Source organism: Daejeonella rubra (genome assembly GCF_900103545.1).
Classification (GTDB): Bacteria; Bacteroidota; Bacteroidia; order Sphingobacteriales; family Sphingobacteriaceae; genus Daejeonella; species Daejeonella rubra.
The window spans coordinates 84507-104529 of the sequence record NZ_FNHH01000013.1 but is presented as its reverse complement, the minus strand read 5'-3'; the positions used below and the strand labels follow the sequence as shown (position 1 = coordinate 104529).

23 protein-coding genes are annotated in these 20023 nt (G+C 39.2%); 5 read left to right on the top strand and 18 right to left on the bottom strand.

All coding sequences use genetic code 11. From position 1 onward, the window contains the following. Window positions 1-502 precede the first annotated feature (502 nt). Entirely contained in the window at window positions 503-1345 is an 843-nt protein-coding gene (locus BLR27_RS10750; RefSeq protein WP_090704728.1) for an oxidoreductase, read from the top strand. A 2-nt stretch (window positions 1346-1347) separates the two neighbouring features. Here BLR27_RS10750 and BLR27_RS10745 read toward each other — a convergent pair whose 3' ends face one another. Next, window positions 1348-2082: an RluA family pseudouridine synthase gene (locus tag BLR27_RS10745; RefSeq protein ID WP_090704725.1), complete on the bottom strand. Its 735-nt coding sequence runs from the start codon at window positions 2080-2082 to the stop codon at window positions 1348-1350. A 13-nt stretch (window positions 2083-2095) separates the two neighbouring features. After that, window positions 2096-2911, bottom strand: a complete 816-nt coding sequence (panB, locus tag BLR27_RS10740) for a 3-methyl-2-oxobutanoate hydroxymethyltransferase (RefSeq protein WP_090704722.1) — start codon at window positions 2909-2911, stop codon at window positions 2096-2098. Window positions 2912-3154: 243 nt separating this feature from the next. On the opposite strand from panB, the gene carA reads away from it, so the two are divergent. From carA to BLR27_RS10725, 3 genes are all read left to right on the top strand, one after another. Beyond that, window positions 3155-4252 carry a glutamine-hydrolyzing carbamoyl-phosphate synthase small subunit gene (gene carA, locus BLR27_RS10735; protein WP_090704720.1) on the top strand — a complete coding sequence of 366 codons (1098 nt, stop codon included), beginning with the start codon at window positions 3155-3157 and terminating at the stop codon, window positions 4250-4252. A 59-nt stretch (window positions 4253-4311) separates the two neighbouring features. Then, the gene (eno, locus tag BLR27_RS10730) at window positions 4312-5604 is read left to right on the top strand and encodes a phosphopyruvate hydratase (RefSeq protein WP_090704717.1); all 1293 of its coding nucleotides are present in this window, start codon (window positions 4312-4314) and stop codon (window positions 5602-5604) included. 86 nt (window positions 5605-5690) lie between these two features. Next, window positions 5691-6017 (top strand): FtsB family cell division protein, encoded by a 327-nt coding sequence (locus BLR27_RS10725; RefSeq protein ID WP_090704715.1) that lies wholly within the window; start codon window positions 5691-5693, stop codon window positions 6015-6017. 19 nt (window positions 6018-6036) lie between these two features. Here BLR27_RS10725 and BLR27_RS18815 read toward each other — a convergent pair whose 3' ends face one another. From BLR27_RS18815 to fabG, 12 genes are all read right to left on the bottom strand, one after another. Continuing rightward, a complete protein-coding gene (locus BLR27_RS18815) occupies window positions 6037-6171 on the bottom strand; it encodes a hypothetical protein (RefSeq protein WP_262485655.1) in 135 nt (44 codons plus the stop codon). A 195-nt stretch (window positions 6172-6366) separates the two neighbouring features. Continuing rightward, complete coding sequence (locus BLR27_RS10720; RefSeq protein WP_090704713.1) at window positions 6367-6819, bottom strand: CPBP family intramembrane glutamic endopeptidase; 453 nt, start codon at window positions 6817-6819, stop codon at window positions 6367-6369. 50 nt (window positions 6820-6869) lie between these two features. After that, complete coding sequence (locus BLR27_RS18410; protein WP_143007733.1) at window positions 6870-7043, bottom strand: bacteriocin; 174 nt, start codon at window positions 7041-7043, stop codon at window positions 6870-6872. Between the two features lie 11 nt (window positions 7044-7054). Continuing rightward, on the bottom strand, window positions 7055-7237 hold the full coding sequence (locus BLR27_RS10715) for a hypothetical protein (RefSeq protein ID WP_090704711.1): 183 nt from the start codon (window positions 7235-7237) through the stop codon (window positions 7055-7057). A gap of 328 nt (window positions 7238-7565) precedes the next feature. Then, entirely contained in the window at window positions 7566-7889 is a 324-nt protein-coding gene (locus tag BLR27_RS10710) for an HTH domain-containing protein (protein WP_090704708.1), read from the bottom strand. A gap of 14 nt (window positions 7890-7903) precedes the next feature. Beyond that, the gene (locus BLR27_RS10705; protein ID WP_090704705.1) at window positions 7904-10075 is read right to left on the bottom strand and encodes a peptidase domain-containing ABC transporter; all 2172 of its coding nucleotides are present in this window, start codon (window positions 10073-10075) and stop codon (window positions 7904-7906) included. After that, on the bottom strand, window positions 10072-11259 hold the full coding sequence (locus BLR27_RS10700; RefSeq protein ID WP_090704703.1) for an HlyD family secretion protein: 1188 nt from the start codon (window positions 11257-11259) through the stop codon (window positions 10072-10074). The genes BLR27_RS10705 and BLR27_RS10700 overlap by 4 nt, the downstream gene beginning before the upstream one ends. A gap of 10 nt (window positions 11260-11269) precedes the next feature. Further along, a complete protein-coding gene (locus BLR27_RS18810) occupies window positions 11270-11392 on the bottom strand; it encodes a hypothetical protein (protein WP_262485654.1) in 123 nt (40 codons plus the stop codon). A gap of 138 nt (window positions 11393-11530) precedes the next feature. Then, window positions 11531-11854 (bottom strand): hypothetical protein, encoded by a 324-nt coding sequence (locus tag BLR27_RS10695; RefSeq protein WP_143007731.1) that lies wholly within the window; start codon window positions 11852-11854, stop codon window positions 11531-11533. Between the two features lie 15 nt (window positions 11855-11869). After that, a complete protein-coding gene (locus BLR27_RS10690; protein ID WP_090704698.1) occupies window positions 11870-13957 on the bottom strand; it encodes a hypothetical protein in 2088 nt (695 codons plus the stop codon). Between the two features lie 53 nt (window positions 13958-14010). Beyond that, a complete protein-coding gene (locus BLR27_RS10685) occupies window positions 14011-14736 on the bottom strand; it encodes an SIMPL domain-containing protein (protein ID WP_090704696.1) in 726 nt (241 codons plus the stop codon). A 211-nt stretch (window positions 14737-14947) separates the two neighbouring features. After that, on the bottom strand, window positions 14948-15691 hold the full coding sequence (fabG, locus tag BLR27_RS10680; RefSeq protein ID WP_090704694.1) for a 3-oxoacyl-[acyl-carrier-protein] reductase: 744 nt from the start codon (window positions 15689-15691) through the stop codon (window positions 14948-14950). Between the two features lie 72 nt (window positions 15692-15763). On the opposite strand from fabG, the gene BLR27_RS10675 reads away from it, so the two are divergent. Continuing rightward, window positions 15764-16444, top strand: coding sequence for a class I SAM-dependent methyltransferase (locus tag BLR27_RS10675; RefSeq protein ID WP_090704692.1), 681 nt, complete (start codon window positions 15764-15766; stop codon window positions 16442-16444). Between the two features lie 12 nt (window positions 16445-16456). Here BLR27_RS10675 and BLR27_RS10670 read toward each other — a convergent pair whose 3' ends face one another. The 4 genes from BLR27_RS10670 to dctA all read right to left on the bottom strand — a co-directional run bounded on the left by BLR27_RS10670 (window position 16457) and on the right by dctA (window position 20011). Continuing rightward, the gene (locus tag BLR27_RS10670) at window positions 16457-16822 is read right to left on the bottom strand and encodes a methionine-R-sulfoxide reductase (protein ID WP_090704690.1); all 366 of its coding nucleotides are present in this window, start codon (window positions 16820-16822) and stop codon (window positions 16457-16459) included. Between the two features lie 92 nt (window positions 16823-16914). After that, on the bottom strand, window positions 16915-17346 hold the full coding sequence (locus BLR27_RS10665; RefSeq protein WP_221406324.1) for a septal ring lytic transglycosylase RlpA family protein: 432 nt from the start codon (window positions 17344-17346) through the stop codon (window positions 16915-16917). Window positions 17347-17772: 426 nt separating this feature from the next. Beyond that, the gene (gene sucD / locus BLR27_RS10660) at window positions 17773-18648 is read right to left on the bottom strand and encodes a succinate--CoA ligase subunit alpha (protein ID WP_090704685.1); all 876 of its coding nucleotides are present in this window, start codon (window positions 18646-18648) and stop codon (window positions 17773-17775) included. Between the two features lie 88 nt (window positions 18649-18736). Beyond that, a complete protein-coding gene (gene dctA, locus BLR27_RS10655) occupies window positions 18737-20011 on the bottom strand; it encodes a C4-dicarboxylate transporter DctA (RefSeq protein ID WP_090704683.1) in 1275 nt (424 codons plus the stop codon). Window positions 20012-20023 lie beyond the last annotated feature (12 nt).

The window sequence follows — 20023 nt, the reverse complement described above, 5'->3', positions numbered from 1 at the left end:
TGGTTTAATAATAAACTTTTTTCTAAGCCAAGGTTTACTATTTTTAACAATGAAAAACTATTAGAAACCGGTCAACTCTAATTAGGGAAGTACAAATGATTGCTAATTTGAAATTTACTGCCTTTTTCCTGATAACAGATAACAGACAACTGACAACAGAATGGAACCAAGAGCCAAGAGTCAAGAACCAGGATAATGATTGCTAATTTGAAATTTACTGCCTTTTTCCTGATAACAGACAACTGATAACAGACAACTGATGTTTTAGTAAGGAACCAGGAGCCAAGAACCAGGAATCGGGACAATGAAGCGCTAATGTGAAATCAGCAGCATTTTTTCTGACCTCATACATCAGACCTCATACTACCTCCGATAAAAGAACAAAGATTAGGAAGTGCTAATTTGAAATCAGCAGGATTACTTCTGACATCTGACCTCAGACATCAGATAACAGATAACTGACAACTGATAGCAGATAATTGAAAAATAAGTAAATTGCAACATGAATAATTCAACCCGAATTTGGCTTATTACCGGGGTATCCGGAGGTTTAGGAAGAGCGCTTGCACTGGAAGCTGCACAGAACGGAGATATCGTTTATGGAACGCTCAGAAAAAATGAACAGTTAGAAGCATTCAATGAACTCGTCCCCGGCAAAACTTTTGGAGTCATCCTCGATGTCAATCAGCATCAGAATATTGCCACTGTGCTCACTGATATACTTGAACATCAAGGTCGCCTGGATGTACTTGTAAATAATGCAGGCTATGGATTATTCGGGGCAATTGAGGAACTAAGTATGGAGGAGGCAAGGCAACAGATGGAAACTAATTTCTTTTCTGTTCTGGCACTCACACAAGCGGTATTACCCATTATGCGTAAGCAGCGTTCAGGTCATATCCTTCAGATTTCATCCATGTCAGGAATTCGCGCTTATTCAGGAACAGGATTATACAATGCAAGCAAATTCGCTCTCGAAGGCATGAGCGAGGCACTTTCAGCAGAAATTAAGCCTTTAAATATTCATTTAACATTGATTGAACCGGGTCCATTCAGAACCGATTGGGCAGGCGCATCATCCGTAAGGGCAAAGAAAAGTATTGATGATTACAAAGCCAGTTCCGGCGACCGCCTTAATTTACTTCAGAGCAATAGCGGAAAGCAGCCCGGCGATCCTGTTAAAGGCGCAAAAGCGATGCTGAAAGTTGTGAACAGCGAAAACCCTCCATTACGTCTTGTTTTGGGAAAACCCGCTCTGGATGCAATTCGTGAGAAATATAAAATGGTTGAAGAGGAACTTAAAGCCTGGGAAGATATAACGCTAAACACATCATTTGATCAGTAAGATCATCCAAAAACTTCAAAGCGCTCCCAGAATCCGTCCTGTGGCAGAGGGGCAAAAATATTGACAGGCTCCAGCTTAACGGGATGCATAAATTGAAGTCTGCGGGCATGCAGACAAATACTCTTTTTGAGGCTTCCACGAGGATATCCGTATTTATTGTCACCCACGATCGGGCAATTAAGTGTTGATAATTGAACACGAATCTGATGGGGACGACCGGTGATCGGGTCAACTTCAATCAGGTAATAGCCCCCAAGCTCTCCCAAAAGTTTATAATGCAATTCTGCACGCTGGCTTCCCGGGACCTCCTTATCATAAGCTTTAGTGACATTTTTCTGAGGATTTTTTACAAGCCAGTGCACCAAGGTTCCTGCCTCAACTGCAGGGCGGTTACGAACTACCGCCCAATAGGTCTTATGCATATCACGGCTTTTGAACATCTTATTGATACGGTCAAGCGCCTTGCTTGTTTTAGCGAATAAAATAACACCGCTCACCGGTCGGTCGAGACGATGAACAACACCCAAAAATGCACCGTTAGGTTTATTATACTTTTTGGCAATATATCGTTTCACTTTTTCATCCAGCGATTCATCACCTGTATCATCAACCTGCACAATATCTCCTGCCCGCTTGTTCACAGCGATCAGGTGATTGTCTTCAAACAGAATATCCTTATCGGTAATATCGGGTGAAAGAACAGGGAATTTTGCCTTTTTATATTCAGGAGCAGCCATTAATTATCGATTCTTAATATTGTTCCTTTTCATTTGGAAAGCCACCGGCTTTCACATCTTTCACATATGACTGGACAGCGCCGTTGATCTCCTCAAAAAGGTTCAGATATTGTCTCAAAAACCGTGGTTTGAATCCTTTTGTCAAACCGATCATATCATTGATCACAAGAACCTGTCCGTCGCAGTGCTGCCCCGCTCCGATTCCAATAGTTGGAATTTTAACGCTATCGGTAACCTCTTTTGCAAGTTTTGCAGGTATTTTTTCCAGAACGACAGAAAAACATCCTGCTTCCTGAAGCACTAGTATATCTTGTTTAAGTTTTTCTGCTTCGGCCTCTTCCTTTGCCCGGACGGTATAGGTGCCAAATTTATAGATTGACTGAGGAGTTAATCCCAAATGTCCCATTACCGGAATTCCGGCAGTGATGATCCTCTCTACAGATTCACGTATTTCTAATCCGCCTTCCAGTTTGACAGCATGAGCGCCCGATTCCTTCATGATCCTGATTGCTGAATTCAAGGCTTCTTTAGAATTTCCCTGATAAGAACCGAAAGGAAGATCAACCACAACAAGAGCCCGCTTTACTGCCCTGACTACCGATGCAGCATGATAGATCATCTGGTCCAAAGTGATCGGGAGGGTTGTTTCATGACCCGCCATCACATTTGAGGCTGAGTCGCCGACCAGAATGACATCAATACCACCTTCGTCAACGATGGTAGCCATTGAGTAATCATAAGAAGTCAGCATGGCGATCTTTTCGCCCTTTTGCTTCATTTCCTGGATCGTATTAGTAGTGATCCGTTTTACCTCTTTATGTACAGACATGTGGCAGGGTTTTAATGAAAATCAAAGTTAGGATTAATAGAAACAATACACACTCAAAATATTCCTAAATGATATATGAAAAACAATTTGATAATTCATTGATCAAAACTTTCAGTTTTAGTAATAAATACCTAATTTTGACGACGTGAAATATGAAGTAAAAAACTTCCCTCTACACTGCGGAAAATCTTCCGAAATCATTGCTCTTCAATCGATTTTAAATATCTTTTCAATTTTTAATAAATGAATACTTACATCAAATTACCTGCTGTTCTGCTTTTGGAAGATGGAACAATTTACCATGGAAAAGCGGCAGGAAAAATTGGAACCACAACTGGTGAAATTTGTTTCAATACAGGTATGACCGGATACCAGGAGATCTTTACAGACCCTTCTTATTTCGGACAGATCATGGTGACAACCAATTCACATATTGGAAATTATGGAATTCACAAAGACGAGGTAGAATCAGATAATATCAAAATTGCTGGTCTGGTTTGTAAAAATTTCAATATTACCTACAGCCGGAAACAAGCCGACACCTCTATTCAGGATTATTTCCAGGATGAGCATATTGTAGGTATTTCGGATGTAGATACCCGATCATTGGTAAGACATATCCGTGATAAAGGAGCTATGAACGCTATTATTTCATCTGAAATATTAGATATTGAGGAGTTGAAGCTAAAGCTGGCAGCAGTACCTTCTATGGACGGATTGGAGTTATCATCCAAAGTATCAACCAAAGAAGCATATGAGTACGGAAATAAGGATGCAGCCAAACGGGTTGCTGTTCTGGATCTTGGGGTAAAGAAAAATATCCTTAGAAATTTCGATAGCAGAGGGGTTTTCTCCAAAGTATTTCCAGCTAAAACAACATTTGCCGAAATGGAAAATTGGAATCCTGATGGATATTTCATTTCAAACGGCCCGGGTGATCCATCTGCAATGCCCTATGCCATTGAAACAGTAAAAGCAGTACTTGCTTCAGGAAAGCCATTATTTGGAATTTGTCTTGGACATCAGTTACTGGCACTTGCCAATGATATCCGCACTATGAAAATGTTTAACGGCCACAGGGGATTAAATCATCCTGTGAAGAACGTGATCATCAATCATTGTGAAGTGACCTCACAAAACCACGGATTTGGAGTGGTTCCTGATGATGTACGCAATTCAGATAAGGTAGAGATCACACATATTAACCTGAATGATCAGTCGATCGAAGGTATAAGAGTAAAAGGCAAGAAAGCATTTTCAGTACAGTATCACCCGGAATCATCTCCGGGTCCTCATGATTCGAGATATCTTTTCGATGATTTTGTAGCCATGCTTAATTAAATAGTGTATTTTGTACACTTACATATAAAATATATTTTCAATCAGAACAAAAAAATAATATGAGTTTAATTCTCGACGTACACGCAAGACAAATTCTGGATTCCCGTGGAAATCCAACAATAGAAGTTGATGTAGTTACAGAAAACGGCATTATCGGCCGTGCTGCAGTACCATCAGGTGCCTCCACAGGAATTCATGAAGCTGTTGAGCTTCGCGATGGCGATAAATCTGTTTATCTGGGAAAAGGCGTTTTAAAGGCTGTAGCCAATGTTAATGAAAAAATCGCTCAGGAACTTGTAGGAATTGATGTGTTTTCACAAAACAGCATAGATCAATTACTTATTGAGATAGATGGTACTGAAAACAAAGGTAATCTGGGAGCCAATGCTATTCTTGGTGTTTCTTTAGCGGTTGCTAAAGCTGCTGCTCAGGAAAGTCGTCAACCTCTATACCGTTATATTGGTGGTGTTAATGCTAACACTTTACCAATTCCAATGATGAACATTGTAAACGGAGGTTCTCACTCTGATGCTCCGATCGCGTTTCAGGAATTCATGATCATGCCTGCTGGTGCTTCCTCTTTTTCTGAAGCCCTTCGCTGGGGAACAGAAGTGTTCCATACCTTGAAAAAGATCCTGCATGACAGAGGTCTTTCTACTGCTGTAGGTGATGAAGGTGGTTTTGCTCCTAAATTTGAAGGAACTGAAGACGGAGTTGAGACAATTCTGCTTGCAATTGAAAAAGCTGGATATACAGCCGGAAAAGATATTTTCCTGGCCTTTGACTGTGCAGCATCAGAATTTTACAAAGATGGCAAATACGATTACACCAAATTTGAAGGTGAAAAAGGTGCGATCAGAACAAGTGCTGAACAAGCTGAATATCTTGCTCAATTAGCTGAGAAATACCCGATCATTTCAATTGAAGATGGAATGGCTGAAGATGACTGGGATGGCTGGAAATTATTAACAGACAAAATCGGATCTAAAGTTCAATTAGTTGGTGATGATCTGTTTGTTACAAATGTGAAGAGATTACAACAAGGAATTGACAGTGATACTGCCAATTCAATTCTTGTAAAAGTAAACCAGATCGGTACACTTACAGAAACGATCAATGCGGTTTCATTAGCTCAGAACAATGGTTATACCTCAGTAATGAGCCACCGTTCCGGAGAAACAGAAGATTTTACCATTGCTGACCTTGCTGTAGCATTAAACTGCGGACAGATCAAAACCGGTTCTGCATCACGTTCAGACAGGATCGCAAAATACAATCAGTTACTTCGTATTGAGGAAGAATTAGGCAGTAATGCACGCTTTCTTGGTAAGAGTTTTAAATACATTAAATAAGCGGGTGTTAATAAGTTAGTAATACCCATTAGCAAAACATCCTAAGAATATTAATCTTAGGATGTTTTTGTTTTATATTTGTACTGATGACTAGAATATTAGATCTGATCCGAAATAAATATTTGATTGCAGGTGTTGCATTTCTAACCTGGATGTTATTTTTCGACCGTAATGATCTGATGTCGCAATACGAATACCGTACCCAGCTGAATAAACTGGAAGCCGAAAAAGAATTCTATACCTTTGAATCAGCCAAGGCAGTAAAAGATCTGAATGAGCTGACCACCAATCAAAGCAAACTCGAAAAATTCGCCCGCGAAAAATACCTGATGAAGAAAGAGAACGAAGACGTATTCGTGATCATACAGGAAGAGGCAAAGAAGGAAGAGAAGAGTTCAATCTTTGGGAATTAAAGTATAAAATCTCCCCGCCTTATTTATTAAATCCCTGCTCAATGAAACTCCTTAAAATATCAGGCAAATATTCAAGCAGAGCATAAACAATAATGAACACGGCAATGAACCCAACAAGGTGTTTCCAATTGAATTTGTTATTTTTCTTTTCCATAATAAATTTTAGAACTGTCTGAAACAATCAATTAGTACCAGGCAAAACCTTTCAATAATCGAATCTCCTCTGCCTTTACTATTCATCATTTCAATGAAAATTTCTTAGAAGAAATTGCTTCATAGTTAAATTCAGAACAAACAGCGTAGTAATTGCCACCGCAGGAATAGTGAAAAAGAAAATTTTTCAAAGCCACTATTGAACAAATAAGAAACCATATAAATTATAGGATGCATGCAAAGCAATTGTTAACAAAACCGCAACAAGTTCATTTCGATACTTGTTGATGTATACATAAAAATAATTGAGAAAGAATCCATTTACAAAAGTAGCAACCACATAAAGCCAATGATACCAATGCGCTAGTGAAAAAGAAAAAGACATGAGAAGGACAATAATTAATGTGTTTTTTATTCTCATTTGATTCAATAAACTAAAGAGGAGAAATTGAAAGATCAAAGTTTCAATTATAGGAGCAATTAATACCACTAAAAAAAATATTTCTTTCGCAGGGATTTCCTCAAAAAATGGACTTTCAAAATAAAAGAAATTCTTGTTAAGATAATTGAATATATAGCCATTCAATATTTGTAACAGAAGTAGCAGAATAAAGTATTGTATAATTTTTTTATTTTCCAGCTTGATCATAATTCAATTATTTAGCAGACTACCTTAAATAGTCTGCTAATTTTAAAACTTTATTTATATAACATAGGATTACCATAATTTGGATTATCCTTTAAAGAATCTGAAAGATCTGATGCAAACCGAAATGTCCTTACAGTCGCATAACACACATCATAAAAAAAGTTCCCAAGGCCTCCACCTTCAATATTCATCAACTCGTCTGTTGTTAATTCTTCTAGTTTCATAATTATTGATTTTAATATTTATTGTTATAAGTTCCATTCCAACCATCAACGACACCTGCCTTAATTGCCTCCCAATTCGATGCAGCCTCGTAAATTAAAGTTCCCCAAATAGTCGTTTTAAGCCAATTCCCTCCTTCACAAAGGATTAATTCTTTAGAATCAAGCTCAACTAAATTTAATTGTTTCAAATCCATGATTTTAAGATTTCAATTGAATAATAAACAATTTCGAAATCTGCAATATTGCCTGAACTTACAGTGCCAGTTCTAATATATTTGCATTTGTTTTATCAACTCCAGCGCAAATTAGCCTGAATAGAGATTAGCTCCCGCCAATCAGCACCTCCAGGTTGGAGAAACTCATTTATGGCTAATTCGTTTAAAGTCAAAGAAAATACTTCAAAACTTTTCATCTTCATTCAATTATTATTTTACCTACTCTTTTCAGGCTTTTCGGTTTCTGCCTTCTGCTGTACAGCATTTATCGCGATATATAAATTAACTTTTCTTCACTATAAAAAAACTATAGCAGAGAAAATATTTTTGATTTTATTTGTGAAAATCCAAATAAATAACTTCCACCGGCAAAATCCCTTGTCTCATCTTCAGCCAGCAATTTGAAATCAATTGAGATCTTCATTTGAAAACCCCTGCTATAATAATAGGTACCCATTTGTCTGGAATATTCTACCGGAACCTCTCTCAGCCTAAGTTCATCCATCAGTTTATAGATCATAGAGGTAGAAAGGTTCAACCTCTTTGCCAGCTGCTGAGGTGTCCCGGTACGACGGTATTTGATCATTTCATGCAGTCGGTTAATACGCTCAATTTGCTCTAATAACTTCATCCTTATCGGTTTTGTTAAACATTGATTGGTACCTGATATTCCATTGGTAATTGACGCTGCCATAGCTGATGATATTCTCCCTGCATGCCAATTAGTTCGGCATGATTACCCTCTTCCACCACTTTGCCCTCCCTCATTACAATGATCTTTCCTGCGTTTTGAATGGTACTCATACGATGCGAAATGACGATAACCGTCTTATCTTCGGATAATAAATGATTGATCGCATCCTGAACATATTTCTCAGAAACCGGATCAAGTGATGAACTTGCCTCATCCAGTATCAAAATTTCAGGATCTCTGTACAGCGCCCTTGCTATTGCAAGCCTTTGTTTCTGTCCGCCCGACAAGTTGGAGCCATTCTCTCCTATTTGCGTTGCAAACCCCTGGGGTAAGTTTTCTATAAACCCAATCATTCCCAGCCTGGCACAAATACTGATAATTTTCTTCATGTCTGGATCTTCAACCCCAACAGCAATATTTTCTATCACATTGGCGGCAAAGAGGTCAATCTTCTGAGGCACAACGCCTACGATCTCACGAAGAGAATGATTACTGATATATTTTATGGAATAATCTCCGATAAAGGTATTACCCGACTGAACAGGGTAGATATTCTGAAGTATAGACATTAGGGATGATTTTCCGGATCCGCTCTCACCCACGATCCCTGTCATTTTTTGATAAGGAATCTCCAAATTCAAATTATCAAAAATACTTCCTCTTGAGCCATAACGAAAAGATACATTCACAAAGCGGATATCTCCCAGCCCTGTCTTAGGAAGCTCTACTTTATTCTCTTCACTCTCCCTCTCCATATCCATGATCTCAAAAAGCCTGTCTGATGCAATTATCGCATCCTGAATTACTTTATTCATCCCAACGAAGGATGAAACCGGCCCTGTAAAATATCCTATCAGGGTATAAAAAGAAAGTAATTCTCCCGGACTGATCTGCTTATCAAGCACCAGGCCTGCACCAAGCCATAGAAGAATAATAGTGAACAAATGAGAAACTAACTCTGTTGAAGTGCCGGAAAATAAAGAGTTCAGGCTTGATTTATAAATAGTTGATAAAAGATTCAGGAATTTAATTTCAGTTTTCTGATTTGCATGTTCTTCCAATCCAAAGCGCTTGATTGTCCCGATAGAATTCAGACTCTCCACAAGCTGAGATTCCAAATCAGCACTTTCCTCCATCAATTTTCTTTGCACCTTCTTATTCAATGCATTGGTGATGATATAGATGATTGAATAAAGCGGGATCAGCAGCAGCATAAAAACTGCCAGTTTCCAGTAATAGGTAAACATCAAAACAAATGCAAAAACAAGCATAAAGAGGTTTACAGCAAGATTAATGGATACATCATTGATGAAAACCCGTATTTTAACCGCATCACTGATCCTCGATGTTATTTCCCCCACCCGCATGGTATCAAAAAACTGCTGTGGTAATTTCAGGAGATGCTTATAATAGCCAAGTATCAGACGGGCATCGATCATCTGACCTGCACGAATAATAAATACACTTTTTGCAGTACCTATAAATACCTGAAATAACAGAATGAGGATCATGCCGATGCTCATCAGGTTAAGCAGGTTTCTGTTTCCGTCAACAAGCACAAAATCGACGATCTTCTGCACAAAAATCGAGGTTGAAAGTCCAAGTATGGTGTAAATAACCGCCCCGAATAATGCCTGGATAAGAATTGGTCTATGCGGCTTCAATAAACTCAGGAGGCGATCCGACAAGCCCGTTTCTTTATTCCCCGGAACAAAATTATCGGATGGCATCAAGAGCAGTAATACACCAGTCCATTCATTCTTAAAATTGTCATTTGACTTAGAGTGCATTTCACCATCAGCTGGATCCATTAACAAAATCTTGTTCTTTCCAACCTTGTAAATAACAACATAGTGATGCAAAACATTCCTGATCACCACATGTGCAATCGCAGGCAGGGGTATCTTTGCGAGGCTCTCAAATGGACCTTTAACTCCTTTCGCATCTAATCCTAGTTTCTTTGCTGCCTCAATCATACCGGCTACGTTAGTTCCATCCTTGTCTGTACCTGCAAACTGCCTGATACGGGAAACAGGAACATCAAGGCGATAATGTCTGGCTACAGAGGCCAGGCATGCAGCACCGCAATCTGTTATGTCGCGTTGTTTTACCTTGATGTTCATTGCAGGCTCCCCCGATTTGTTAAATTAGGATTCAGCCAGTCGTCCACATTATCATACAATAACTGGATCAAAGTTCTTTCAGCAACAATAAACCGGGCCGTGAATCCCATACCCTTCCGGACATAACCCTTTTTATCCGCACCAGACCTCAGATGACCAGAATCAAGACTGCATTTTACTTTAAATACAGGTACTCCACCATCAGAAAGTATGATATCATCAGAAATATCCAGCACCTTTCCTGAAATCATCCCCCATTGGTTATAATTAAAAGCATCTACCTGAAAACTAACCGACTGCCCTTCAGTAATAAGACCTATATCTGATGGCTTAACATAGCAAAAGGCTGTCAATTTGGTATCAGGCGAAATCTCTGCAAGCCTTTGATTTGCAAATACATAGCTACCTTCCTGTAGACCTTGTAAATCTTGAAGTGAGCCATCAACAGGCGCTTTAATTACATATAGCGACTTTTGATCAGTGATCTCTAATTCAGTTCCGGCAATTTCTCTCAATTCATTCCGATAGGCAACAGCATCCTGCTCCCATTGCGATTTGTAACGCTTTATTAAAAGTGAGTGATTTGAATTTGCCTGATCATAATCAAAACTGAATTTTTCATATTCAGAAAGTGTGATCGCATTATTTTGATATAATATTTTGTAACGGCTGAATATTTTTTCAGCCTGATCTTTGACATTCCGGATTTCAAGTACTTCCTGTGAAAAATGCCGCCATACTGTAAAATATTGGGTCGATTTAAAAAGGGGCTCCGCTCCCTGCTCCTCTGTTTTATCTGAAACCAATAGTAGTTTTTCAATATCAGCCAGGAAATCTTCAAGTTGTCTTTTACGTCCTCCTAACAGATCAGATTTTTGTCCGGGTACAGATGAATCCAGAATAAGGACAGTATCACCACGTAAGATCTGCTGATTGTCTTTCATGCGAACGTCTATAACACGTCCACTCACAGATGTAAAGAGCTCTGTTTTTTCGATAGAAGATTGAATAATTCCGGGGCTTTTAACACTTATTTGGACAGATATAAAAGGCAATAAAAGTAAAGCTGAAAATGTAGCCAGAATAGCCAGAACATAGATAATACTGCTAAATTTTCCGGATCTAAACTTGTGAGATAAAGATAAGGAAGCAAGACTTTCGTTATTTAGAACCGACAGAGCCATATTTTGGTAATTAATTCAGAATAGAATTATAACCATCCACAAAAACTTGTACCACATCTATGTGGTAATAGGCCAGATTTGAAATGTATTGCATAAGCAATACCGGAAGTATTAGCGTAATTTTCGTTCCCATTGAATTATATTTAAGAATCACTTAATAAATATAAACGGGAAGTGTATTGGCGAGAATTTATATTAGCCTGCGGTACCTTCCGATGAACGAACGGTAAAAAGAGAATTTCGGGAGATTAAGCAAAAAATAACAGGGAGTTTAATCAATGCTATCCAACTGATCCAATAGGTCATCAAGACCGTCATCAGTACTTTGAACATTTCTTCTGATCTGCTCATAAAAAACATCAAGCCCTTCTGTATCAGTAGAGTAACCTCCATATTCGAGCATTCCAATTTTTTCGTATAAATGATTAAAAAGCTCAAAACTGATCGTCCCGACACTTTTACCGATGTAGATCTTATAATCACCAACGGATGCAAAGAATGTATTCACATCAGCCTCCTCTTTCCAGATCAGCTTTCCTTCAATGGTCAGATTCCTTACTTTATTAAATACGGACAGTGTTTTATTATTTTCCATCATCATGTTTTTTTATCAGACCTCACCATTTCGCTTTCTTGAGAACCATTCGAGGCTAAGTAAAGCAACTATCAGAAAAAATATAAATTTAATATTGATGAGCTCCTCGTATTTCCGGTCTTCATAGGATACTGTTTTAACAGTTTCATTAGCTCTGATCATGCCGGGAAGGTCTTTCAATTGATCAGGGAACAGCATTTTACCGCCATTCTGTTCAGCCATGGCAAATAATAACTGATGATTGGCAAGGCTTCGTTTAAACTCAGTCTGCTGTTCTGATACAATAAATTGTCCTTCAACCTGATAAGAGGCCTTTCCGAGTTCCGTTTTTGCTGTATAGCTGTATTCTCCTGCCGGCAGTATTCCCGCATTGAGCAGATAGGAATTGGAGGTCCTGGAAAAAATAAAGGAAAATGCTTTCCCCGACTTACTTTTCATCGAGATATTCACATCGGGAGTATTAACCAACTCAAATGCATCATTATAAAGCTCAGCATTGAGCACCACCTGCTCATTCTCATCAAAAGCATTTTTAGATGTATAAACCCGAAACTTTCTCTTATCCTCTCTGGTTGAAAGGTATTGAACGGTTTTTTGAATCAATTCATTAGTGGCATCATGATTGGCGTTCTCCTGGAAATCTTCTAGTCGCCACTTCCACAAGCCCTCCCCTGTCAAAACCCCAATCCTGCGCTGATTATCTTCGCCAAATACCAGTAAAGGTCGTTCTGTGGGCAATTTTCCGATCTGCTGACTGATCAACACACTACCGGGTCCTTTTAATCCATAATTGCCAAAAGGGCTGAGTAATGGTCCGAAGTTGCTGATCTTCAATTTATTGGGATCCGATAAAGTAAAAGCATAAAAATCAGATTTTAGCACTGCAGTGGCCTCCTGCATGACTCCTGAACTGGTAATTCCCAATAAAGATTGCGAGGATACAAAAGCCGGTATATTGCTCTGTGATCCCAAAATATATAAAAGAGGCTTGTCTGCACTTTGAAGAAGGATATCCTGTGCATTATTACCTACTGAAGGCAGCTGATGAAGTATAATGAGACCTGCCTCCTGAATATCCGTTTTAAGCAGATCAGCGGCCAATTTAACTTTAACAGAATAGTTTTTATTGGTCTCTACCGACTGTTTTAATGCCGTAATATCGGGATGCGGTGAATTAGCGAGGATCAAAATCTTTTGTTTACCATCGATAACTTCCACAAATATGGTCTGAGTATTATTTACAGTAGACAACTCTCTTGCGATCGGTGCGAGTCGGATTGAATATTGCTGGATGCCTTTACGGTCTGCAGGCAAGGTCAGAATGATACTTTGCCTGAATTCATCAGAATTTATAGAAACCGGCTTTGAGTAAACAATCCCTGCAGAAGAAGAGACTGTCAAAACAGAAGAACTTCCCTTTGCCTGATAGGCCTCCAGGCTTATTTCTATCTGAAAGTCATTATCCAGATAGCTTATCGCATTATAGTTCACATTCGCGATAAGAAGGTCGCGTTTTGCAATTGTATCCCCAAGGGCGATGGTATAAATTGGTGCCCGCAGGTTTTTACTCTCATATTGAGGATTTGCACCGCGGTTATAAATACCATCAGTTCCAAGAATAAGAGCTCCAATATTTCGGTTGGAAAACTGATCATCAATCAATTTAAATAAGGATGAAATATCTGTCAGAGGTCCGTCAAACTTGAGATCCAGCCCATTTTTAACCTTGGAATCAAAATTGAATGTTCTTACTTCATAATCGGATGAAAGGTCCTTTTCAAGCTCCCTGACCTGTTCAATATATCGCTGCTGATTAAAATCAGCTGTTTTTGAGATCAATATGGAAGACGAATTATCCTGCGCTATAAGGATCAGAGGTTTTTCTACGCTACGATCTATGGTTTTTATAAGGGGTGCAAAGAGTAAAAAAGCTATCAGTGTGATAATTATAGCTCTGAGACCAAAAAGAAGTTTTTTTAATGATTTGTTTAAGTTATTGGATGATCCGTAAAGGACAAAAGCATAGGCTATACCCAAAGCCAGGCATCCTAAAAGCCAGAAAAACGATAAATTTGTAAATTGCAGTTGAAACAATAGTGGCATAGCTAATACAAATATGCCTTTTTAAAATGAAGCCTTATAAAATTTGAGTGATATTAATCAATTTCAAAATTAGCATTCACTACTGCAACGATCTCCTTCCGTATGGAGCTCACATCATTCACTCCGTAGTCTGAGGTCAGGTTGGAATTCTCCGGAGTTATCTGTAACACACCCATTCTTGCACTTTTCAATGCCCCCAATTCTCTTCCTGTAGCTTCCGCAATTCTTTGTCCGCGGATCATAGCATCCTTTGCAGCTTCGGCCTGAATTTCAATTTTGATATCCCCTAATTTGGTGTAATAATATTCTGGTTGGTTTACCTGAAAACTAACACCACGTTCAACAAGCGAGCTAATCTCGATGGACATGGCCTTTATGAGCTGAACGTCTGAGGAGGACACATCGATCATTTGCGAAGAGCTGAAAGACCGGATTCCAATATTTTGACCCTGCTGATTAAAGGAATAATTTGGGTAGGATGTAATTGTCTGAACATTTACCTTATCACCGGAAAAGCCCTTCGATTTTAAATAATCCAGTAAGATAGGTTTCTGTGCCTGAAGTGCCCGGTAAGCTTCCAATGCTGTTCCTGCCTCTACACTAAGTGTGCCCCTCAATATACCCAGATCCGAAACGATTACCTTTTTTGCTGAGCCTGTTACAGTAATGGTCTGATTTTCACTTTTTATCTTCCGCCAGGTACCTGAAAAAATAAATGTTGAAATGATCAGGGCTAATCCTAATATAGAGAATGGAATAATGAAACGATTACGGACCATAATTTTTGATATCAGTTTTTTAGATGAACAAATGCAAATGTTATACCATCTTTATTAAATATCGTTTATTTAAGCTAAAAGCAGAAAGCCAAAAGGCGAAAGCTAAAAGCCAAAAGCTGAAAGCAGAAGAAAGCTGAAGGTTAAAAGCTGAAAGCAGAAAGTTAAAAGCAAATTGTGCAATCTCACATCTCACATCTCACATCTCAATACTCTACAGCATCCCCCCATCAACAGGAATAACCTGCCCCGTTATATACCCACTCATATCAGAACCAAGGAACACGCATAAATTGGCCACATCATCTGTTTCACCTGCACGTTTCAATGGAATTGCCTGAGCCCATCCTTCTACAACTTTCGGATCAAGAACTTCAGTCATTTCTGTTCGGATGAAACCGGGAGCTACAACGTTGGTACGGATATTCCTTGATCCAAGTTCTTTGGCTACTGATTTTGAAAAGCCAATGATCCCTGCTTTTGAAGCAGCATAATTTGCCTGACCGGCATTACCCTGAACCCCAACGACAGAACTCATATTTATAAACGAGCCCTTGCGGTTCTTCATCATTACTTTAGAAGCAGCCTTGGTTACGTTAAAAACAGATTTCAAATTGATATTCAATACATCATCCCAATTCTCTTCGGTCATGCGCATCAATAAACCATCCTTGGTTATACCGGCATTGTTTACCACGATATCCAGGCTTCCAAAGTCGGCCACAATATCAGCGATCAGTTTCTCAGCCTCATCAAATTTTGATGCATCCGAACGATAACCTTTCACTTTAGTCCCAAAACTTTGCAATTCCTGTTCAAGAGCTTCACCCTTCTCCACAGAAGACAGATAAGTAAATGCCACATCAGCACCATGTTCAGCAAATTTCTCTGCGATCTTTCGTCCTATGCCTTTTGAAGCGCCGGTTATTAATGCTATTTTTCCTTCGAGTAATTTCATAATGAATATTAAAACTGTGAAATTAGGACTTTTATTAAAAAAATCATACTTAAATATCTCAGGAAGGTTTATATGGAAAATGTCGAAGAATTTTATGATCAGTTAAGCAGCAGTTATACAGACCTTATTAAAAAATGTGTACCCCGTTATGATGAGTTACTGAGCAATATGTTCCTGTACCTCCAACCTGATTTTAAGCCCCTGCGTATTCTGGATCTGGGATGCGGTACCGGCAATCTGACGCAAAGAATACTGGAGCACTTCCCTGATGCAAAGATCGATGTACTGGATCTATCTGAAGATATTTTACATGAGTGCATGAATCGCTTTGACAATAAATCAAACATTAATTACCTGCAGGCTGATTTTAAAAGCATGAATCTTCCCGGCGGGACTTATGATCTGGTGATGTCGAGTATTGCCATACACCATGTTGAAGATCCATTCAAATTCAAATTATACACGGATGTATTCCAATCTCTGAAAATGGACGGCCTATTTATTTTTGCAGATCAAACTCGTGGCATTACCGATGAGATCTATTTTAAAAATATTGAATGCTGGAAGGCAGAGGCTTTAAAGTTAGGCTCTACCGAAGAAAACTGGAAGATGTGGATGGCACATCAGGATGCACATGACTTCCACAGTCCGGTTGGCTGGCATTTAGAAAATTTGCAAAAAGCAGGCTTCAATGAAGTAGACCTGCTTTCAAAATATTTAATGTGGGGAGTATTCTGGGCTAAAAAGATTTAAATTCCAGGACAATTATCCCGGTGAAGGGATAAATTTCATAGAAATTGAATTCACACAATGACGGGTATTTTTAGGGGTAAGTTTCTCACCTTCAAATACATGACCCAAATGTCCGCCGCAATTATTGCATAATATTTCTGTACGATGGCCATCTCTGTCGGTCAGCTTCTTCACTGCACCCTCTATCTCATCGTCAAAACTTGGCCAGCCACAATGCGAATCAAACTTATCTTCTGAACGATAAAGAGGGGCTTCACATTGCCTGCAAATATAAATTCCTGATTGCTTATTCTCCAGGTATTCGCCAGTAAAGGGCCTTTCAGTACCCTTGTGCAGGATGATATATTCTTCTTCCGGTGTTAATTTATTGTATGCCATTTGATTTCAAATATAAGGAGGCCGAATGAAAGAGTTTCAATTACGGGGAGATATGACATGAAGCCAACAATTTAAAAAAAGAGACCTATGGTTTAGTTCTCCGGAATTTCATAACTGATCACAACATTTGCCACACCCTTACCATAGAAACCAAGTTCTTTGGCTGCGGCCTGGGAAACATCAATAATGAATGCTTTGGTATGCGGACCGCGATCATTCACACGAACATCGACAGAACGGCCATTAACGAGATTAGTGACAGTCACAATGGTTCCGAATGGTAATTTCAAATGGGCGGCAGTCATTTTATTATTACTAAAAATGTCTCCATTACTGGTTCGGCGACCATGGAATTTACTGGCATAATAAGTCGCCCTTCCACGAACAGCACGTAAATTAGAGGAAAGAATGCTGTCTGCCTGAATGCTATCTTTCTGTAAACTATCCTTCGGTATATCTGTCTGCTGAGCTAAAGCTGAAGCAACTGAAATAAAGCTGAAGACTATAAAAATTAGTGTTTTCATATGCTTCATTTTTTGGTTAATAAATGCAAAGGTCGCTATTTTAAGCTAAAAGAGCAAATTCAAACATTTTCATCACTGAATTAGCATTATCAAACATTCATTCCTTTTTACAAATTTTAGCAAATACCACCCCCTTTTATTCCCCCGCCGGCGGTGGACACTGGGTGGCTAGCGAAATTTGTTTTCATTTAAAATCCCAATATTAAATACATTTTTTCTGCATCAAAAAGTCAACCTTATGCGAAAGAAAAGGATGATTTTTTCATTCAGATAATCTCTTTCTGACATATTGACAAATACAAGAGAACTGATTTTGAACGGGATTAACAATATTTGATACTTGAAAAAATCAAAATGAATTTCAAACTCAAAAATCATAAAAAAACCGGCATTTAGCCGGTTTTCAATTCCTTAGCCTTAAGCTAATTATAGTTTTGCAAGTTCTTCAGCCATTGCAGCACCGATCTCAGCCGGAGACTCCACAACGCGAATTCCGCATTCTCTCATGATCTTCATCTTGGCAGCAGCAGTATCATCAGCACCACCTACAATTGCACCAGCATGACCCATTCTACGTCCCGGAGGCGCAGTTTGTCCAGCAATGAATCCAACTACCGGTTTAGTACCATTTTCTTTGATCCAGTAAGCAGCTTCCGCTTCCATTCCGCCACCAATCTCACCGATCATGACAATACCTTTTGTTTCAGGATCATTCATCAATAACATTACCGCTTCTTTAGTTGGCGTTCCAATGATCGGATCACCACCAATACCGATAGCTGTTGTAATACCTAATCCTGCTTTAACTACCTGATCAACAGCTTCATATGTAAGAGTTCCAGATTTTGAAACGATACCTACTCCGCCTTTTTTGAAGATAAAACCAGGCATAATACCGATCTTAGCTTCATCAGCAGTGATGATACCCGGACAATTCGGACCGATCAAACGGCAATCTTTGTCTGAAATATATTCTTTCACCAGGATCATATCCTTTGTCGGGATTCCTTCAGTGATACAAACAATAACTTTAATTCCTGCTTCAGCAGCTTCCATGATCGCATCCGCAGCAAAAGCTGGTGGTACAAATATGATGGATACATCGGCACCTGTTTTATCTACGGCATCTTTTACCGTGTTAAACACCGGGCGGTCAAGATGACTTTGTCCTCCTTTACCCGGAGTTACACCACCTACAACCTGTGTTCCATACTCGATCATCTGAGAGGCGTGATAAGTACCCTCATTACCAGTGAAACCCTGAACTATTACTTTTGAATCTTTATTAACCAGTACACTCATTGAATATATTTTTGTATTGCAAAGCTAACAGAATCGCTCAGAATCTCAAAAGGTAAACAGAAAAAGAATTTCAGGAATTTCAGGCTTTTTAAATCACTATAACCTCTTCAGGAGCATTGGGATCAATTGCTCTTTTATATGCCTTTTCGTCGAACTCCTTTTCGCTTTTTGCGATGACAACAGAAGCCACCGCATTACCGATCAGATTGGTAATTGCTCTAGCTTCCGACATAAAGCGATCCACTCCCAATAAAATGGCGATACTCTCTATCGGAACGACCTTTAGTGCCGTTAAAGTAGACGCCAGCACTATAAAACCGCTTCCTGTTACGCCTGCTGCACCTTTGGAGGTTATCATCAAGACCCCAATAATGGTGATCTGCTGCCCGATACTCAGATCAATATTGAAAACCTGCGATAAAAAGATCACCGACATAGACAAATAAATGGATGTCCCATCGAGATTAAAGGAATATCCGGTAGGCACTACAAGTCCGACAACAGATTTTGAACACCCAAATTTTTCCAGCTTGAGAATCATACTCGGCAGTACCGACTCGGATGAAGATGTACCAACAACGATCACAATTTCCTGCCTGATATATTTAAGCAATTGCCAGAGACTGAATTTATACAGATAACATATCAGATTCAACACTCCGAAAATGAACAGGATCATGGTCATATAAACGGCGATCATCAGTTTACCCAGAGGATACAGCGTTTCCAGGCCGTAAGTACCAATTGTAAAAGCCATTCCTCCGAATGCACCAAAAGGTGCAAGTACCATGATCATTTTCATGATGTTGAAGATCACTTTTGATAATTTTTCAAATGTGCCGATCAGGGAAGTTCCGGCAGAACCCATGCGACTCAGGGCGAATCCAAACAGAACCGCAAAGAACAGGATTTGCAGAATATCTCCCTTGGCAAAGGATTCGAAAATATTCTTTGGAACGATATGAGCAAAAAACTCTAACCAGTTCATGTCTGATGCAGAGTCCTGGTAGGTTTGAATTTTGGAAGTATCCGCATTTGATGCGCTCACAACCACCCCTTTGCCGGGTTGAAAGATATTGGCTACCAGCAGACCAATTATTATGGCCACAGTAGTGATTATCTCAAAATAAATAAGTGCCTTCCCGCCTACCCTGCCTACTTTTTTCATATCGCCCATCTGGGCAATACCCAAAACGATGGTAAAGAAAATGATCGGAGCGATCAGCATGCTGATCATATTGATAAAGGTCTGACTGATCAGTTTGGCTGTAGGAGCGAAACCCGGAAAATTAATACCAACCAGCACACCTAAAACTATGGCAACCAGAACCTGAAAGGTAAGGTGAGATACAACTCTCTTCATAAAAACAGGAAT

What these genes read in the sequence shown, in the direction of transcription:
- BLR27_RS10695 (WP_143007731.1), bottom strand. Translation starts at nt 11,854, where the DNA reads ATGGAAAATAATAAAACACTGTCCGTATTTAATAAAGTAAGGAATCTG.
- BLR27_RS10685 (WP_090704696.1), bottom strand. Translation starts at nt 14,736, where the DNA reads ATGGTCCGTAATCGTTTCATTATTCCATTCTCTATATTAGGATTAGCC.
- BLR27_RS10725 (WP_090704715.1), top strand. Translation starts at nt 5,691, where the DNA reads ATGACTAGAATATTAGATCTGATCCGAAATAAATATTTGATTGCAGGT.
- BLR27_RS10750 (WP_090704728.1), top strand. Translation starts at nt 503, where the DNA reads ATGAATAATTCAACCCGAATTTGGCTTATTACCGGGGTATCCGGAGGT.
- eno (WP_090704717.1), top strand. Translation starts at nt 4,312, where the DNA reads ATGAGTTTAATTCTCGACGTACACGCAAGACAAATTCTGGATTCCCGT.
- BLR27_RS10700 (WP_090704703.1), bottom strand. Translation starts at nt 11,259, where the DNA reads ATGGCTCTGTCGGTTCTAAATAACGAAAGTCTTGCTTCCTTATCTTTA.
- BLR27_RS18410 (WP_143007733.1), bottom strand. Translation starts at nt 7,043, where the DNA reads ATGAAACTAGAAGAATTAACAACAGACGAGTTGATGAATATTGAAGGT.
- dctA (WP_090704683.1), bottom strand. Translation starts at nt 20,011, where the DNA reads ATGAAGAGAGTTGTATCTCACCTTACCTTTCAGGTTCTGGTTGCCATA.
- BLR27_RS10705 (WP_090704705.1), bottom strand. Translation starts at nt 10,075, where the DNA reads ATGAACATCAAGGTAAAACAACGCGACATAACAGATTGCGGTGCTGCA.
- BLR27_RS10745 (WP_090704725.1), bottom strand. Translation starts at nt 2,082, where the DNA reads ATGGCTGCTCCTGAATATAAAAAGGCAAAATTCCCTGTTCTTTCACCC.
- BLR27_RS10720 (WP_090704713.1), bottom strand. Translation starts at nt 6,819, where the DNA reads ATGATCAAGCTGGAAAATAAAAAAATTATACAATACTTTATTCTGCTA.
- BLR27_RS10690 (WP_090704698.1), bottom strand. Translation starts at nt 13,957, where the DNA reads ATGCCACTATTGTTTCAACTGCAATTTACAAATTTATCGTTTTTCTGG.
- BLR27_RS10675 (WP_090704692.1), top strand. Translation starts at nt 15,764, where the DNA reads ATGGAAAATGTCGAAGAATTTTATGATCAGTTAAGCAGCAGTTATACA.
- BLR27_RS10715 (WP_090704711.1), bottom strand. Translation starts at nt 7,237, where the DNA reads ATGGATTTGAAACAATTAAATTTAGTTGAGCTTGATTCTAAAGAATTA.
- BLR27_RS18815 (WP_262485655.1), bottom strand. Translation starts at nt 6,171, where the DNA reads ATGGAAAAGAAAAATAACAAATTCAATTGGAAACACCTTGTTGGGTTC.
- BLR27_RS10670 (WP_090704690.1), bottom strand. Translation starts at nt 16,822, where the DNA reads ATGGCATACAATAAATTAACACCGGAAGAAGAATATATCATCCTGCAC.
- panB (WP_090704722.1), bottom strand. Translation starts at nt 2,911, where the DNA reads ATGTCTGTACATAAAGAGGTAAAACGGATCACTACTAATACGATCCAG.
- sucD (WP_090704685.1), bottom strand. Translation starts at nt 18,648, where the DNA reads ATGAGTGTACTGGTTAATAAAGATTCAAAAGTAATAGTTCAGGGTTTC.
- BLR27_RS10710 (WP_090704708.1), bottom strand. Translation starts at nt 7,889, where the DNA reads ATGAAGTTATTAGAGCAAATTGAGCGTATTAACCGACTGCATGAAATG.
- carA (WP_090704720.1), top strand. Translation starts at nt 3,155, where the DNA reads ATGAATACTTACATCAAATTACCTGCTGTTCTGCTTTTGGAAGATGGA.
- fabG (WP_090704694.1), bottom strand. Translation starts at nt 15,691, where the DNA reads ATGAAATTACTCGAAGGAAAAATAGCATTAATAACCGGCGCTTCAAAA.
- BLR27_RS10665 (WP_221406324.1), bottom strand. Translation starts at nt 17,346, where the DNA reads ATGAAAACACTAATTTTTATAGTCTTCAGCTTTATTTCAGTTGCTTCA.
- BLR27_RS18810 (WP_262485654.1), bottom strand. Translation starts at nt 11,392, where the DNA reads ATGGGAACGAAAATTACGCTAATACTTCCGGTATTGCTTATGCAATAC.